This window comes from Rhodococcus sp. NPDC077669 (assembly GCF_040686915.1).
Taxonomy (GTDB): domain Bacteria; phylum Actinomycetota; class Actinomycetes; order Mycobacteriales; family Mycobacteriaceae; genus Rhodococcoides; species Rhodococcoides fascians.
The window spans coordinates 46,315-62,303 of the sequence record NZ_JBFBMD010000025.1 but is presented as its reverse complement, the minus strand read 5'-3'; the positions used below and the strand labels follow the sequence as shown (position 1 = coordinate 62,303).

Sequence of the window (15,989 nt, the reverse complement as noted above, 5' to 3'; positions counted from 1 at the left end):
GGCCGTAGCTACGCCGGTATCGGATCCTGCACCACCACAGGGTAATTCGATTACCAGGATGGCCGAACGATTAGCCACCCCGGAGGGAATCGCAAGTTACCGCAAACGGTCTCACATCGCCGAGACACCGTTCGGACATGCCAAACACAACCTCGGATTCCGGCGATTCACCAGCCGCGGCGTCGACCGGGCGACGAGTGAGTGGTCCTTCCACGCCGCGGTGCACAACATCGGCAAGATTCTCACCCACCTGACCGCAACACACACCGTAGCGCTGGCCTGAATGAGCACCCCAGGGCCGAAAAAGAGGTGACCCGGGCATCGAACCCGAGCCACCCCTTTGCAACGTCGAACTACCGCTCACACAAAATGCAACAGCCCCTCTGGGGCGCTTGACCACACCACTGCCGCAGGCACTCTCAGTGCTGCAGGGCCGGGTAATCCGTGTAGCCCTTGGCACCATCGGTGTAGAAGGTGCTCGGATCAGGCTCGTTCAGCGGCAGATCCTCGCGCCAGCGGTAGGCGAGATCGGGGTTCGCGATCGCCGGACGGCCGACGACGATGGCGTCACCGATGCCGTTCTCGAGCAGCGACAGAGCCTCGTCGCGAGTGGTGATCTCACCGAAGCCGCTGTTGACGAGCACGGCACCACCGAACGCCTGCCGCAGATCCTGTACCAGCTCGCCCGACGGATCCTTGTGCAGCACACTGAGGTACGCCAGACCCAACGGCGCGAGCCGCTCGACCAGCGCGCGGTAGGTGGCACGCACGTCGTCGGAGTCCGTCTCGAGCGCATCCTGAATGTTGTGCTCGGGCGAAATGCGGATGCCGACCTTGCCGGCTCCGAGTGCCGCGGCCACGGCCTCGACCACCTCGGCCACGAACCGCGCCCGGTTCTCCGGCGAACCGCCGTACTTGTCGTCACGCTGGTTCGAGGCGGGCGAAAGGAACTCGTGCAACAGGTAACCGTTGGCACCGTGAACCTCGACGCCGTCCATACCGGCAGCGACCGCATTCTTCGAGGCCTGTACGAAATCGGCAATCACCGAGGGCAGTTCGTCCTCCCGCAGTGCACGCGGGGTGGGGTACGCCTTCTTTCCCTCGTACGTGTGAGTCTCGCCGTCGATGGCGATGGCACTGGGGCCGACGACCTCACGGCCACCCGTCGTCGCCTCGTGGGTCACGCGCCCGGCATGCATCACCTGAGCGAAGATCAGCCCGCCGTCGGCATGCACTGCGTCGGCCACATTGCGCCACCCCTCGATCTGCTCGTCGGTCACCAGACCGGGCTGACCGGGGAAGCCCTGGCCCGCATGGCTCGGGTAGGTGCCTTCACTGACGATGAGACCGAGGGACGCCCGCTGCTTGTAGTGCTCGACCACCAGCGGACCCGGCACTCCGTCACGTCCTGAGCGCACCCGCGTCAGCGGAGCCATCACCAACCGGTTGTCGAGCTTCAGGTCACCGAGCGTCAACGGGGAAAACAACTTCATGGTTCTCTATCTCCTTACGAGTGCGTGCACAGTCCTTGCCACTGATCACTCGAACGACCGAGATCCATGAAGCTATTCCGATCCGAGACATTGCTCACTCACAGGATGTACAGCATCTCCTGGTACGTCGGCAGCGGCCAGAGATCGTCGGCCACCATTGCCTCGAGGGTGTCGGCCGCAGAACGGACAGCCGCCATCGCAGGCAACAGTTCGTCCTTGGCGTGGGTGGCCTCGGCCAGAGCGTCGCCGCCCGGATTCGCTTCGAGGGCGGTCTTCAATGTCGCCAACGCTGCGCGCAGTTCCGACAGTGGAGCCGAGACTGCGTGCAGCGCAGTCATGTCCACGTCGTCGACGCCCGCGCCCTTGAGCGCACTGACGTTCTGCGCCAATTCCGTCTGGTAGCGCAGTGCAGCGGGAAGGATCGATGTCTGACCCATTTCCAGCGTCAACCGCGCTTCGACGAACACCGTCAACGCGTACTGCTCGAGCCCGATTTCGTAGCGCGAGTGCATCTCTCGGTGGTTGAACACCTTGTACTTCTCGAACAGTTCCATCGCCGACTCGGAAATCAACTCCGGCAACGCGTCGAGCGTCGTACGCAGGTTCGGTAGGCCGCGTGCCTCGGCCTCGATCTGCCAGTTGTCGGAGTAGCCGTCGCCGTTGAACACCACCGCGCCGTGTTCGGTGATGATCTCGGTCAGCAGATTCTGCACGGCGGTGTCGAAATCGGTGCCGTCGGCGACGGCCGCTTCGAGGTTGGTCGCCATGTAGTCGAGCGCCTCGGCCATGATCGTGTTGATCGTGACCATCGGGCCGTTGACGGTCTGCATCGAACCGGGGGCGCGGAACTCGAACCTGTTGCCGGTGAAGGCGAACGGGCTGGTTCGGTTGCGGTCGCCGGGATCGGTCGGCAGTACGGGCAGGGTGTCGGCACCGATCATCATGGTGCCCTTGCCTTTCGAGGATGTGGCTGCGCCCTTGGCGATCTGGTCGAACACGTCGGCGAGCTGATCGCCGAGGAAGATCGAGATGATCGCGGGCGGAGCCTCGTTGGCACCGAGGCGGTGATCGTTGGTCGCCGACGCCACCGATGCGCGCAGCAGACCGCCGTACTTGTGCACCGCGCGGATGACGGCGGCACAGAAGACGAGGAACTGCGCGTTGTCGTGGGGGTTGTCGCCGGGCACCAGCAGCGATCCCAGGTCGGAGTTGCCGAGGGAGAAATTGACGTGCTTGCCGGAGCCGTTGACGCCCTCGAAGGGCTTCTCGTGGAACAGGCACTCCATGCCGTGCTTCTTGGCAATGGTCTTGAACGTCGTCATCAACAGTTGCTGGTGATCGGCCGCGATGTTGCCGCGCTCGAACATCGGCGCGATCTCGAACTGTCCGGGTGCTACCTCGTTGTGCCTGGTCTTGGCAGGAATGCCGAGCTTGAACAGCTCACGCTCGGTGTCCATCATGAAGCCGAGCACGCGCTCGGGGATGGCACCGAAGTAGTGGTCGTCGAATTCCTGACCCTTGGGCGGCTTCGAGCCGAACAGGGTGCGACCTGCATTGAGCAGGTCGGGACGGGCCAGGAAGAAGTGCCGGTCGACGAGGAAGTACTCCTGCTCCGGGCCACAGAACGAGACGATGTTCTCGATGTTCTCGTGTCCGAACAGCTTCAGGATGCGCTCGGCATGTCCGCCCATCGCCTGCTGCGAACGCAACAGCGGCGTCTTGTGGTCGAGGGCCTCACCGGTCATCGAGACGAACACCGTCGGGATACACAGGGTGTTACCGTTCGGGTTCTCGAGGACGTACGCCGGGCTGGTGACGTCCCAGCCTGTGTATCCGCGTGCCTCGAACGTGTTGCGCAGGCCGCCGTTGGGGAAGCTCGACGCGTCGGGCTCGCCCTGAATCAGCGTCTTGCCTGCGAATTCGGCGAGCGCACTGCCGTCACCGACGGGATCGAAGAAGCTGTCGTGCTTCTCGGCCGTCAACCCCGTGAGCGGGTAGAAGACGTGCGCGTAGTGCGTTGCGCCCTTCTCCAGAGCCCAGTCCTTCATCGCCGACGCCACCGCGTCGGCCACCATGGGGTCGAGCTTCTTGCCCTTGTCGATCGTGGCCATCACCGACTTGAAGACCGACTTGGGCAGTCGCTTCTGCATGACGACCTTGCTGAAGACGTTCTCACCGAATATCTCGCCCGGCTTCTCGTCTCCGACGAAGCTGACCGCAGGCGGCACGTACGCCTCGACGTCTTTGATCGCCTGCAGGCGGACGGTATTTCCACTCATGGCTACCCCTTGGCAAGGTGCGCTCCGCACCTGGTGTGTGCGGAGTCCGACTCGGCGACTGTACGAATGCCTCGTGGCGGTGGTGTTTCGTCGCTGTGTCCACTGCAATGCAAAACCGTCGGAAGGCAGGAGTTTCCTTCCCCGCAGACGGGGGTAACTGCGTAGCCAGCGTAATCAACCGGAAAGCGTGGCCCCATGACCCACGAACTGACCGTCCGCCGCGTGATCGACGCTCCTCCCGCCTCCGTCTTCACCGCGCTCGCCAATCCCGAGGTCCAGGCCGCGGTCGACGGCTCGGAAATGCTCCGCGGCGCGATCGATCCGACGCCGCTGAACGCGGTGGGCGACACCTTCGCGATGGATATGTATCAACCGGAACTGGGCGAGTACGTCATGGAGAACACCGTCTTCGTGTTCGAGCAGGACCGACGCATCGGTTGGATTCCCAATCGCCAGGGCATGGAACCCCGTGGCACGCGGTGGTCCTGGGAACTCGAGGAGGTCGCCCACGACAGGACAGCGCTGACGCAGGTCTACGACTGGTCCCGCGTCACCGATCCGGAGTTTCGAAAGATGGCCGGCTTTCCGAGGGTGACCGAAGAACAGATCGTCGGCACGATGCGCCGTCTCGCAGAACACCTCGGCGTCACCGTCGAGAACTGATCCATCGAAAGAGAGAACCTCATGGTCGACGTCACCCGAACCTTCACCGCCGCTGTCGCGCTCGACAAGGCCGCGGCATTCCTGCGCGACTTCTCCAATGCGTCGGCGTGGGATCCGGGAACCGAGAGCTGCACCCAGGTCTCCGACGGCCCGGTGGCCGTCGGAACACAGTGGCACAACGTCTCGAAGTTGTTCGGAGTCACTACCGAACTGACGTATACGTTGGTCACCGACGAGCCCGATCACGTCGTGCTCGAGGGGAAGAACAAGACGGCAACCAGCGTCGACGACATTACGCTGACAGCCGACGGCCCCGGGTCGACCTGGATCGACTACCACGCGCACGTCGAATTCAACGGTGCGGCAAAGGTTGCCGGCCCGTTCCTGAAGGCGGGCTTCGAGGCAAAGGTCGCTCCGGAGACCGTGGAGAAGATGACCGCCGCGCTGGAAAGACTGTGACCTCGACGCTTCCGAGCTCAGTACCTCGCAGTCATTGCCGTTCCAGCGCAGGCTTTTTCGCGAGGACGGTGAAGTTGTCAGCCGCGGACTCGTGTCGGTCCGGCGCGATGCGTTCGCCGTCGTCGCCGTAGACGGCGATCAGTTCGAGGCCTGCGCCGGCCACCAGAGTGCGGACGTCGTCGAGGGTCGAGAAGTGCATGACGAGTGCGAATTCGTGGGCTTGCAACGGGGCCAGAGCCCACGATCGGTGATCCTCGGCTTTCGACCGATTGACGAGCCAGTTCCGCACGCCGCGCACCTGCCCAGACGGATCGAGCAGACGACGTCCGACGGCGACGAGAAGTGCTCGCAGCGAGAACTGTGGCCGAGTCGTCGGTCGCCGTAACTGAAACGGGCTCTCCAGATACGACCGGCCACCTCGATTGAGCGTCGAGAAGACCACGACGCCTGTCTCGTCGGTCACCCGCGCGAATTCGGCCAGTACGCGGCGGCGTTGCTCGTGGGTCACGGTATCGAGTCCGTTGTTGCTGAAGACGACCAAGCCGAACTCACCGTCCTCGAACGCCGCCAGGTCACGAGCGTCGGCGACGTGCGCCGGAAGATCGGAAAAATTCTTCCGGAAAGCGCCGATCATGTTGGGGGCGTAGTCGATTGCCACGTAACGCTCGGCCAGCAATCGCAGCAGCGGTGTGGTGCGGCCGCTCCCCACACCCACGTCCAGCACCGGAACCCCGCGGGCCAGGTCTGCGGCGGCGACCAAGGCTGCGGCCTCACCGCGATCGAGAAATCCGTCGGTGGGTCCCATGAATTCCACGTACGTGGCGGCGACCCGAGCATCGTCGAAAACACCCCGGTTGGAGTCGGTGGACAACTCGGACACCTCCACGTTGACGAGCTGCGGACGTACCGCAACTGCCGACGACCGTACCGACGAATCCTGAGGCGCGCCTGAGGTGCTGCCCCGGCGTCTCGGCACAGGTATGGTCTGGTTCCCCTCGTCCGTGCATCATCGACATATGACGAATTCGTACGACGCGTGGCCCGAACTTCGAGTCGACAGCTGGGCGGACACGCGCGACACGGTGCAACTGTGGACCCAAATAGTCGGCAAGACCCGAATGGCGTTGTCTCCCCCGCTCAACCACTGGTGGGGAGTTGCGCTGTACGTCGACGCCTCGGGCCTGACGACGTCGCTGATGCCACTCGGCGATCGAGGCCTCGAGATTCGCTTCGACTTTCTCGCACACCAGTTGATCCTCGCCACCACCGATGGCGAGCGCCGAACCATGAAGCTCGAGCCTCGAACCGTTGCCGACTTCTACGCCGAGTACACCGATCTGCTCTCCGGGCTCGGCGTGGAGGCTCCGATCGTGGCAGTGCCGGTCGAACTGCCACACGCGACACCGTTCGCCGAGGACGTCGAGCACGCGTCGTACGACGCCGATGCCGTCCAGAAGTTCTGGCGAGCGCTCGTCAGCGCTGATCGGGTGTTCTCGGAGTTTCGAGCCGGCTTCCGCGGCAAATCCAGCCCGGTCCACTTCTTCTGGGGCGCTTTCGATCTCGCTGTCACACGATTCTCCGGAAGGCCTGCACCACAACATCCCGGTGGTGTTCCGAACTGTCCCGACTGGGTGATGCACGAGGCATACAGCGACGAGGTGTCGAGCGCCGGGTTCTGGCCGGGCGGGGCCGCGGAGGGCGCGTTCTACGCGTACGCCTACCCGAACCCGGACGGCTACGACAGTCATCCGGCCGTCACCGCCCCCGCGTACTTCGATCGTGATCTCGGCGAGTACGTACTTCCGTACGAGTCCGTCCGCACCGCCGAGGACCCCGACGCACTTCTGCTCGCCTTTCTCGAGAACACCTACCGCGCTGCCGTCGAGACCGCCCACTGGGACTAGCTCGGGTGGGGGCGGTCATCGTTCCCCCCATTCGGGGGTATCCCACGGGTGACCCGGATCACTACCGTTCGTCGCATTCGGTATCGCACATATACCCGATACCCGACAAAAACGGAGGAACCATGACCGCTGTCTCGCCCGAGGATCCGGGCGTCGCCACTCCGACCCCACCGGCGGTGCAGACGAAGACGAGCGTCCGCCGAGTAGCGGTTGCCAGTGGCATCGGCACCACGATCGAGTTCTACGACTTCTTCATCTACGGCACTGCCGCCGCACTCGTCTTCCCCACGATTTTCTTCCCGGCGCTCGGATCGACCGCAGGCACCGTGGCGTCGTTCGCGACGTTCGCCGTCGCGTTCATCGCCAGGCCCGTCGGTGCGGTGCTGTTCGGCCACTTCGGCGACCGCATCGGTCGTAAGAAGACCCTGATCTCGACCCTGCTGTTGATGGGCGTGTCCACCTTCGCGATCGGTCTACTGCCCGGCGCAGCCACCATCGGAGTCGCAGCCCCGATCATTCTGGTACTGCTCAGATTCGGGCAGGGATTTGCCGTCGGCGGAGAGTGGGCGGGTGCCACGCTGCTCACGGCCGAGTACGCACCGGCCGGCAAGCGTGGGTTCTATGCGATGTTCCCGCAGCTGGGACCCTCGGCCGCGTTCATCTTCTCCAGTGCGACCTTCCTCGCCACCGGCCTGCTGTTCGGCGACACCAACGAGACCTTCCTCAACTACGGGTGGCGAATTCCGTTCCTGCTCAGCGCTGTTCTGGTCCTCATCGGCCTCTACATGCGGTTGGCCATCGAAGAGACCCCGGTCTTTCGAGCCAACAAGCTCGCCGAAGAGCACGCTCCGGCGAACTCGGCACCGACCAAACTGCCGATCTTCGACGCATGGCGCATCCAGAAGCGCGAAATCATCACTGCGGCAGGCGCTTTGGCGTCCCTCTTCGCCTTCTTCTACATGGGGACCGCATACCTGACGAGCTACGGCACCAAAACCCTCGGGTTCGACCGCCCGTTCGTGTTGGTTACCGGGATAGGCGCTGCGGTGATCTTCGGTATCGCCATCGCTACCTCGGCAACCTATTCCGATCGCGTCGGCCGACGTCGGGTCATCATGGCGGCGTGCATCGTCGCGGTGCCGTGGTCGATAGCACTGTTCCCCTTGCTGGACTCGGGCTCACCGGTCGCGTTCGTGATCGGCATGTGCGTGACGCTCGCGATCTTCGGTGTTGCGTACGGCCCGACCGGAGCTCTGCTTCCGGAGCTCTTCCAGACCCGATTCCGTTACACCGGAGCAGGTTTGGGCTACAACCTCGCCGGCGTTCTCGGTGGCGCGATTCCGCCGATGCTTGCCGCACCGCTCGCGGCCGCGTTCGGCAGTATCTCGATCGGCGTGATGCTGGCTCTGCTGTCGGTGCTGAGTCTGGTCTGCACCAAGAGACTGATCGAGACCAAGGATGTCGACATGGCGTAAGGGCCCACAACCGACACACACACAAAGAACCGCGGCCACCCGGAAATCGGGTGGCCGCGGTTCTTACCAGCTGTCCTGGAACGAGACTCAGTCGTCGCCACGGGGCGGCGGCTGAACGTCGACGCCACCGGAGTTGTGCTCCGGTCCCGCCGCGGGGTGCTCGGCCGGTACGCGACCGCGAGTCTTGGCGGCCTCACTGTCCTTGGTGGCACCCTCGGCGAACTTGCGACGCCAGCTCTCCTCGGGACGGTAGGGGCCCGGCTTCGGCCGAACCTTGCCACCCGGGAAGGCCAATCGCGCGATGGTCCGCTGGACCATCCCCCACTGCTGAAAGAACGGCCCGGTGTTGTAGGGCAATTCGTAGCGCTCGCAGATGTCCTTGATCTTCGGCGCGACGTCCGAGTACCGAGTGCTGGGCATGTCCGGGTACAGGTGGTGTTCCACCTGGTAGCTCAGGTTGCCGCTCATCAGGTGGAACAGCGGTCCGCCGTCGATGTTGGCGGCGCCGACGAGCTGGCGAACGTACCATCCGCCGCGGGTCTCGTTCTCGACCTCTTCCTGGCTGAACGTGTATGCCTGGTCCGGGAAGTGACCGCAGAAGATGATCGCGTTCGACCAGACATTGCGAATGATGTTGGCGGTGAAGTTGGCGGCCACCGTCGAGAGGAACGTGCTCTCGACACCACTGACCCGACTGTCCAACAGGGCGGCCGTCCGGCGGTTCTTGCCGAAACGCGCGGATCCCCGCAGCTTGGACGCGAGGCGAGACCTCTTGCTCTCGGGTAGACGACCACCCGAGGCGAGCTGCGCCAGCGCGAATGCCCCGGCACTGATCAGCGGCCAGCCCACGTAGTCCTTGACGAACTGCTTCCGTGCCTTGACGCCGATGCCCTTGAGGTCCTCGACGAGCTCCTTGACGGGCTTCTCTCCGCGACGGATAGCCTCGATGTCGAGATCGTGCAGGGCGACGCCCCACTCGAAGAACGCCATCAGCAGCACGTTGTAGAACGGCTGGGCCAGGTAGACGGGGCTCCACTTCTGACGTGGATCGATACGCATGATCTCGTAGCCGAGATCCTTGTCCTTGCCGCGAATGTTCGTATAAGTGTGGTGCACGTAGTTGTGGGAGTGCTTCCACGAGTTGGCGGTGGACGCGGTGTCCCAGTCCCACACCGAGGAGTGGATTTCCGGATCGTTCATCCAGTCCCACTGGCCGTGCATGACGTTGTGGCCGATCTCCATGTTCTCGAGGATCTTCGCGATGCCGAGGCATGCGGTGCCGGCCAGCCACGCCGGCTTGCTGGTGGAGCCGAGCAACAGCACGCGGCCGGCAACCAGCAGCTGACGCTGGGCTGCGATCACCGAGGTGATGTACTTGCGGTCCTTGTCACCGAGGCTGGAGTACACCTCGTCGTGAATGGCGTCGAACTCCTTGGCGAGTTCGGCGATCGTCTCGTCACTCAGGTGCGCCAGCGGGTTCACCGGCTCATCGGTGTCGGTGAAGCGCCTGGTGGTTTCGTCGATAGACATACATTCCCCTGTTCGAATGGAAGATCAGAGTTCGATTTCGATGTCGCCCTCAGCAGTGTTGACACAGATCCGAACCGCTTGCCCCGTAGGTTCGGAGATATCCCCGTTACGTAGGTCACGTAAACGCCCCTTCCTCAGGGTACCTACGCACGTATGGCAGATGCCGATTCGGCAGCCGTACGTCAAATCCAGGCCGGCTTCCTCGCCCGCGGCGAGAATCGTTGTGCCGCCGTCGCACTCGACGTCCTTCTCGCTGTTGACGAAGCGCACGGTTCCGCCTTCACCAGCGTCGTCTCCACCGCCGATGACGGGCTGGAAACTCTCGTAATGGAAGCGTTCCGACTCGCCCTGGTCTTTCCAGTACGAGCGCAGATCGTCGAGATGCTCGCCCGGACCGGAGCAGAATGCTTCTCGCTCACGCCAATCCGGAACCAGTTCGTCCAGTTCCGACGCCTTCATCCGACCTTCGTCACTGGTGATACGTAGCTTCACCGTCAGTCCGCCGTGCTTGGCTTCCAGTTCCTCGAGCGTATCCGCGAACATCAACTGTTCACGGTTGTGCACCGAGTGCACCACGACCACGTCGCGGACCTGGTCGTGATGATCCAGGGATCGCAACATGCTGATGATCGGAGTGATGCCACTACCGGCGCTGATGAACACCATCTTGTCCGGAACCGGACTCGGAATCGTGAACTCACCCTCGACCTCGCTGAGCCGGACGATATCGCCGGTTCTGATGGTACCCACCAGATACGGCGACACCGTGCCGGACGGCACGAGCTTGGGACTGACGCTGACCAACCCGTCCTCCGGGTCCGGATCGGACGTCAACGAGTACGCCCGCCAGTGATAGCGGCCGTCGATCAACACCCCGAGCCGTACGTACTGGCCCGGCGTGTGACCCTGCCACTCGAAACCGGGACGGATGTACACCGACACGGCCTCGGATCCCTCGGGAACCACACGTTCGACTTTGCCGCGGAGCTCACGAGTGGTCCACAGCGGATTGATCATCGACAGGTAGTCGTCGGGCCGGAGCGGATTGAACAACGACCGGACTGCGCGCAGCATCGTCCGTCTCACAAAAGAAACCTGGGGCTTGGCCCCCCGTTCAGCCATACTCAACGGTAACCCCGGGCGGCCTGCCGCGCGCCGGAATTGCTCAGACTCGAATGAGACTGCTACACAACATGAACAGAACCGGGAAATACCGACCGGTCAGCGTGCTCGCGACACTCGGTCTCCCAAGGCGGCACTGACCTTGCCATACCAGCCCAGCGGCCGGGTACCTCGAGTGGGTACATCCGCCAACAACGCCTCGGCTGTTTCCTCGGCATCGATCTTGTTGTCGCCGATGCCACCGGTCGCCCCGCGCTTGGCCCACCCCACCACGTAACACCCGGGCACCGGAGTGCCGTCGGCCGCGGTGACGCGGCCGCCCTCGTTACGGATGGTGCCGGTGATGTCGTCGAACGGGACGCCCGGCGACGGTGTTCCGCGATAACCGATCGCGAGCAGCACCAGCTCCGTCGAGAGAGTGACCGCGTGTTCACCCACTCCCACCTCGATGGACTCCACCGAGCCCTGCCCATGCACAGCAGAAGGTGCCCGCCCGAAGGCGAACACGATGCGACGCCCGTGCGCGCCGGATCCGAGATCGACTCGGGCCGCACCGGCCAGCGCCGATGCGGGAGCGGACAACGGCAGCCGGTCGATCGCGTCGAAAATTCCGTCCGGTCCCGCCACGACGACGTCGACTCCGGCGCGATCGACGAGCGCCTTGCACTCCGATCGTGTGAATGCCGCGAACTCCGGTCCTCGTCGAGCCAGGACGACCACCTCTCGCACGCGATTGCGACGGAGCTCTGCCAACGCGTGTGGGGCGATCTCGGTTCCGTTCAGAGAATCGGGATCGGCCGTGAGAATGCGCGCGGCGTCGAGGGCGACGTTGCCGTTGCCGATGATGGTGACGCGGTCGACGCCCGTGAGATCGATGGCGTCGGCGGGGACGTCGGGATGCCCGGTGTACCAGCCGACCAGGGTGCGCGCGCTGACCGAATTGTCGAGATCGACACCGGGAATCTCGAGCGCTCGATCCTTGTCGGCACCGACGGCATAGACGACGGAGTCGAACTTTCGAGCCAGCTCGACGTGATCGACGTCCTTGCCCACCTCGATGCCGAGCTTCATCGTCACGCGTGGGTGCGCGAAGATTCCGCGAAAGTGCTCGCTGATGCGTCGAGTGCCGAGGTGGTCCGGTGCCACGCCGTAGCGCGCCAGACCGCCTGCGGTCGGCAGCCGGTCGTAGAACGTGATCGTGGTTCCCGGCACGCGCAGCAGGGCTTGCGCGGTGTAGCAGGCCGCCGGACCGGTGCCCACTATGGCGATACTGACCGGAGGCAGCTCGTTGACCGTCGCCACCGGAAAGCGCGGCTCACCCCACTCCGCAACCGCCGGCTTGTCGCGGTAGTAATCCGCGTTGATCTCGGCGTAGATCTGCTGGTCCGGAGTCAACCGGGACACCCGGGTGATCGCGTCGACCGGGCACGCATCCGCACACGCACCGCAGTCGATGCACGATCGTGGATCGATGTACAGCAGCTCGGTCTTACCGAAATCCGGCTCGTCGGGGGTCGGATGAATGCAGTTGACCGGGCACACCGACAGGCAGGATGCGTCGTTGCAACAGTTCTGCGTGATCGCGAACGGCATGGGTTATCGGATGTCCTTCACGGCCTCGAAAAGAGTGGTCAGAGCATGTGCAGACGACGGTAGATCATCTCCGCCGGCTTGGTGATCAAACCGCAGTCGAGAAGAAATGCCATCAGATGCTCGCTCGAGGTGCGCATCATCGTGTGGTGGTGGGCGTTGTTCTTCGCTTCCTTCACCGCACGGTCGACATCGAGGCCCGCTGCTGCGTAGACCTCCTTGTTGACCATGTTGGACACGATCAGTCGAGCGGCGATCGCGACGACGAGCGCGCTGGCCTTGCGGCGAGCCGGACTCTTGCCTTCGATGTCTTCACGCATCTGCGCGCGCGCGAACGTCATGTGCCGCGATTCCTCGACGACATGGATCTTGCTGGTGGTGCGCACGAGGGGCAGGACGTTCTCGCCGCGCATCCAGTCGCGCTGCATGACGTCGAGAACTTCTTCGGCGACGAGGATGCCGCCGTAGGCGACCTCGGCGGATGCCAGGGCCTTGAATCCGCGGCCGAGTTCGATGCTCGACCGGCGCGGCAGGTACGCCTTGATGCCCATCTTCTGGCAGGCCCGAGCGAACATGATCGAGTGACGGCACTCGTCGGCGATCTCGGTGAGCGCGAACTGGAAATCCGAGTTGGACGAGTCCTTGCAGTACTGATCGCGCAACACCATCTGCTGCAGGATCATCTCGAACCAGATGCCGGTGCTCATGATCGAGCAGACCTCGTGGCGAGTGAGCGTGATGCGCTGTTCTTCGCTCATCTCGTCCCACAACTTCGTGCCGTAGAGCGTGCTCCACTCCGGATTGAGACCGTAGAGGGACGGATCGAGATCGGCCTCCCAGTCGACCTCTTCGGCCGGGTCGTACGACAGCTGGGCGGCGGAATCGAGCAAACGTGCGGAAACATCCTCGGGCTCGAGGACATCGTTCCTGGAGAGTGTGCTGGTCATCGCCGTCGTTCCTTTCATCGTCGAACAGGAGTGGTTAGCTGTTACGGAGATTACCAGGTACTTGTCGACACAGATAGTCACTCGGGCAGAATCGCCCGAATTCTTTTCGTCGGGGCACCTAGAGTTCGAGCGTGCAGAGAACGAAGAAGCGCCAGTGATCGCAGCACTGAGGTCCGCCCTCGCCCGCACCCCGATGCGCCTCTACGCGGCGGGAATGGTGTCGGCCAACGCCATCGGGGCGGTCATCGTCTTCGTGTTGGCGCGGTTCATCTTGCCGCTGCCGGTCGGATCGGAGGAGATCCTGTTCTGCTCTGGAGGTCACTCCGCAGGCTGCGCTCCTGACCGCAATTACCTCGCGTTCTTCGTATACCTACCGGTCGCGATCGGTATAGGGATCGCGCTCGGACTTCGCGTTGCGAGACCGCTCGTCGAGTGGCTGCACACCGGCGGCACGCCGTCGGACGAGACCACGATCGCCGTGATCCGGCTACCCCTCCGGCAACTCGGCGTGCACGTTCTGTTGTGGGCGCTCGGTGTTGCGGTGTTCGTCGGCGTCAACGCCTCGGCCGGGGCTGCGCTGTCGATCATCGTGGCCATCGCCGTCAGCTTCGGCGGACTGGCGACCTGCTCGCTGGGCTACCTGGTGGCCGAACGCACCCTGCGGCCGATCACCGCCGCGGTGATGGAAGTCAGCGAGGTCACCGACGCCGCGGCGCTCGGCGTGAAACTGCGCGTCGTCCTGATCTGGGTACTGAGCACGGCCATTCCCATCCTGGGGCTCGGGCTGATCGGACTCGGCCGACTGATCGATACCGTCATACCCCCGGACGTCGACCTGTCCCCCGCGATGGTCTCGCTGTCTGCCATCGCCCTCGTCGTCGGCTTCGGCGGCATGTTCCTCGTCGGTCGCTCGGTGTCCGATCCGCTGCATCAGGTGAGCTCTGCCATGCAGCGAGTGGAGGCCGGTGCCACCGATACCCGCGTCGACGTCTACGACGCGTCCGAGATCGGAAGACTGCAGAACGGGTTCAACAAGATGGTCGTCGGTCTCGACGAGCGGGAGCGACTCCGCTCGCTGTTCGGCCGGCACGTGGGCCACGACGTCGCCCAGCGCGCGTTGGCCAGCGCGCCCCGTCTCGGCGGCGAAAACCGAACCGTCGCCGTCCTGTTCATCGACCTGGTCGGCTCCACCGCACTGGCCGAGCGCGAATCCGCCGCGACGGTAGTGGACCTGCTCAATCGATTCTTCGCAGTGGTCGTCGAACACGGCGAGCGCAACGGCGGCTTCGTCAACAAGTTCGAGGGCGATGCCGCCCTGCTGATCTTCGGCGCTCCGGTCGATCATCCCGACCCGGCCACCGCGGCGCTGCGCACTGCACGCACCCTCGCCGCCGCGCTTCGAGCCGACGGCGGATTCGAGATCGGTATCGGCGTCACGTACGGGCCGGTGATCGCCGGCAACATCGGGGCCGAGTCCCGTTTCGAGTACACCGTCATCGGCGACACGGTGAATCAGGCTGCGCGGCTCACCGATCTCGCAAAAGACGACCCCGACACCGACGTGCTCACATCGTCGACGGTGCTCGAACACGCAACCTCGGACGAGCGGCAACTGTGGGAATCGGGTCGGTCCGTGACCCTTCGCGGGCGATCCGCACCGACGGTTCTGGCGGCTCCGATACTGCGCGGCGAACAGGCGAGCACGCGGTAGAAAATTCGAAGGTTTCCCTTTCGGTGCCGATGGGGCATACCCCCCGAACCAACCCACCCATCGCGCTGGCGCGAGACATTTGCTGGTACAACGTCTCTCGCTCCGAAAGGCACCCATGCCCGCAATTCTGTTCGGCTCCATCAGCACTCTCGTCGACACCTCCGAGCTACAGCGACGCTCGTTCAACGAGGCCTTCGCCGCCCACAATCTGAACTGGAACTGGTCGCAGGACGACTACCGGTCCATGCTCGGATCGAACGGCGGTGCCGACCGCATCAGCGAATACGCGTCGAGCACCGGAACCGAGGTGGACGCGGCCGCAGTGCACGCCACCAAGTCCGAGATCTTCCAGCGATTGATCGGCGAATCCGACGTCAAGACGCGACCGGGCGTGGCCGACACGATCGACTCCGCGAAAGCGAACGGGTTGAAGGTCGGCTTCGTGACCACGACCTCGCGAGAGAACATCGACGCACTGCTCGCTGCCCTGTCTCCCGAGCTCACCGCCGATTCGTTCGACATCATCGTCGACGCCTCCTCGGTCGACGCAGGCAAGCCCGACCCCGCGTCGTACGAATTTGCCCTGAAGACGTTGGGCGAGAACGCGTCCGACAGTGTGGCCATCGAGGACAACGCCGGTGGAGTGCAGGCGGCAGCGGCAGCGGGCGTCACCTGTGTCGCGTTCCCGAACGAGAACACTGCCGGTACCGATTTCGGCTCGGCCACCGACACCGTCGATGCACTCGATCCCGAGCGCGTCCGCGCACTGATTTCAGCCTGAGCGGAGCCTGCGGAGTGAGCATTTTGCCTGATCCT

General features: G+C 64.0%; 14 protein-coding genes. 7 read left to right on the top strand and 7 right to left on the bottom strand.

The features are described 5' to 3' along the window. On the top strand, window positions 1–283 hold a 283-nt coding region (locus AB0P23_RS21430), incomplete at its 5' end, for a transposase (protein ID WP_363799259.1). 136 nt (window positions 284–419) lie between these two features. On the opposite strand, the gene AB0P23_RS21425 is transcribed toward AB0P23_RS21430, so the two are convergent. After that, window positions 420–1,493, bottom strand: coding sequence for an alkene reductase (locus AB0P23_RS21425; protein WP_363799257.1), 1,074 nt, complete (start codon window positions 1,491–1,493; stop codon window positions 420–422). A gap of 98 nt (window positions 1,494–1,591) precedes the next feature. Continuing rightward, window positions 1,592–3,772: a glutamine synthetase III gene (locus AB0P23_RS21420; protein ID WP_027495760.1), complete on the bottom strand. Its 2,181-nt coding sequence runs from the start codon at window positions 3,770–3,772 to the stop codon at window positions 1,592–1,594. A 195-nt stretch (window positions 3,773–3,967) separates the two neighbouring features. Here AB0P23_RS21420 and AB0P23_RS21415 point away from each other — a divergent pair, with 195 nt between their 5' ends. Beyond that, on the top strand, window positions 3,968–4,435 hold the full coding sequence (locus AB0P23_RS21415) for an SRPBCC domain-containing protein (RefSeq protein WP_032374844.1): 468 nt from the start codon (window positions 3,968–3,970) through the stop codon (window positions 4,433–4,435). Window positions 4,436–4,456: 21 nt separating this feature from the next. Beyond that, on the top strand, window positions 4,457–4,894 hold the full coding sequence (locus AB0P23_RS21410) for an SRPBCC family protein (protein WP_283348203.1): 438 nt from the start codon (window positions 4,457–4,459) through the stop codon (window positions 4,892–4,894). Window positions 4,895–4,925: 31 nt separating this feature from the next. Here the strand turns inward: AB0P23_RS21410 and AB0P23_RS21405 are convergent, their stop codons facing one another. Next, complete coding sequence (locus AB0P23_RS21405) at window positions 4,926–5,870, bottom strand: class I SAM-dependent methyltransferase (protein WP_283348202.1); 945 nt, start codon at window positions 5,868–5,870, stop codon at window positions 4,926–4,928. A 40-nt stretch (window positions 5,871–5,910) separates the two neighbouring features. On the opposite strand from AB0P23_RS21405, the gene AB0P23_RS21400 reads away from it, so the two are divergent. Next, complete coding sequence (locus tag AB0P23_RS21400; RefSeq protein ID WP_032407212.1) at window positions 5,911–6,798, top strand: DUF5996 family protein; 888 nt, start codon at window positions 5,911–5,913, stop codon at window positions 6,796–6,798. 122 nt (window positions 6,799–6,920) lie between these two features. Further along, the gene (locus AB0P23_RS21395; RefSeq protein ID WP_057473941.1) at window positions 6,921–8,273 is read left to right on the top strand and encodes an MFS transporter; all 1,353 of its coding nucleotides are present in this window, start codon (window positions 6,921–6,923) and stop codon (window positions 8,271–8,273) included. Window positions 8,274–8,360: 87 nt separating this feature from the next. Here AB0P23_RS21395 and AB0P23_RS21390 read toward each other — a convergent pair whose 3' ends face one another. The 4 genes from AB0P23_RS21390 to AB0P23_RS21375 all read right to left on the bottom strand — a co-directional run bounded on the left by AB0P23_RS21390 (window position 8,361) and on the right by AB0P23_RS21375 (window position 13,462). Further along, window positions 8,361–9,803 (bottom strand): fatty acid desaturase, encoded by a 1,443-nt coding sequence (locus AB0P23_RS21390; RefSeq protein ID WP_363799251.1) that lies wholly within the window; start codon window positions 9,801–9,803, stop codon window positions 8,361–8,363. A gap of 24 nt (window positions 9,804–9,827) precedes the next feature. Beyond that, window positions 9,828–10,925, bottom strand: coding sequence for a ferredoxin reductase (locus tag AB0P23_RS21385; protein WP_045842078.1), 1,098 nt, complete (start codon window positions 10,923–10,925; stop codon window positions 9,828–9,830). 99 nt (window positions 10,926–11,024) lie between these two features. Continuing rightward, a complete protein-coding gene (locus tag AB0P23_RS21380; protein ID WP_051365042.1) occupies window positions 11,025–12,518 on the bottom strand; it encodes an FAD-dependent oxidoreductase in 1,494 nt (497 codons plus the stop codon). Between the two features lie 38 nt (window positions 12,519–12,556). Next, on the bottom strand, window positions 12,557–13,462 hold the full coding sequence (locus tag AB0P23_RS21375; protein WP_027495752.1) for a diiron oxygenase: 906 nt from the start codon (window positions 13,460–13,462) through the stop codon (window positions 12,557–12,559). Between the two features lie 154 nt (window positions 13,463–13,616). Here AB0P23_RS21375 and AB0P23_RS21370 point away from each other — a divergent pair, with 154 nt between their 5' ends. After that, a complete protein-coding gene (locus tag AB0P23_RS21370) occupies window positions 13,617–15,173 on the top strand; it encodes an adenylate/guanylate cyclase domain-containing protein (protein WP_283542437.1) in 1,557 nt (518 codons plus the stop codon). Between the two features lie 115 nt (window positions 15,174–15,288). Then, the gene (locus AB0P23_RS21365; RefSeq protein WP_032374847.1) at window positions 15,289–15,954 is read left to right on the top strand and encodes an HAD-IA family hydrolase; all 666 of its coding nucleotides are present in this window, start codon (window positions 15,289–15,291) and stop codon (window positions 15,952–15,954) included. The last annotated feature ends 35 nt before the right edge of the window (window positions 15,955–15,989 follow it).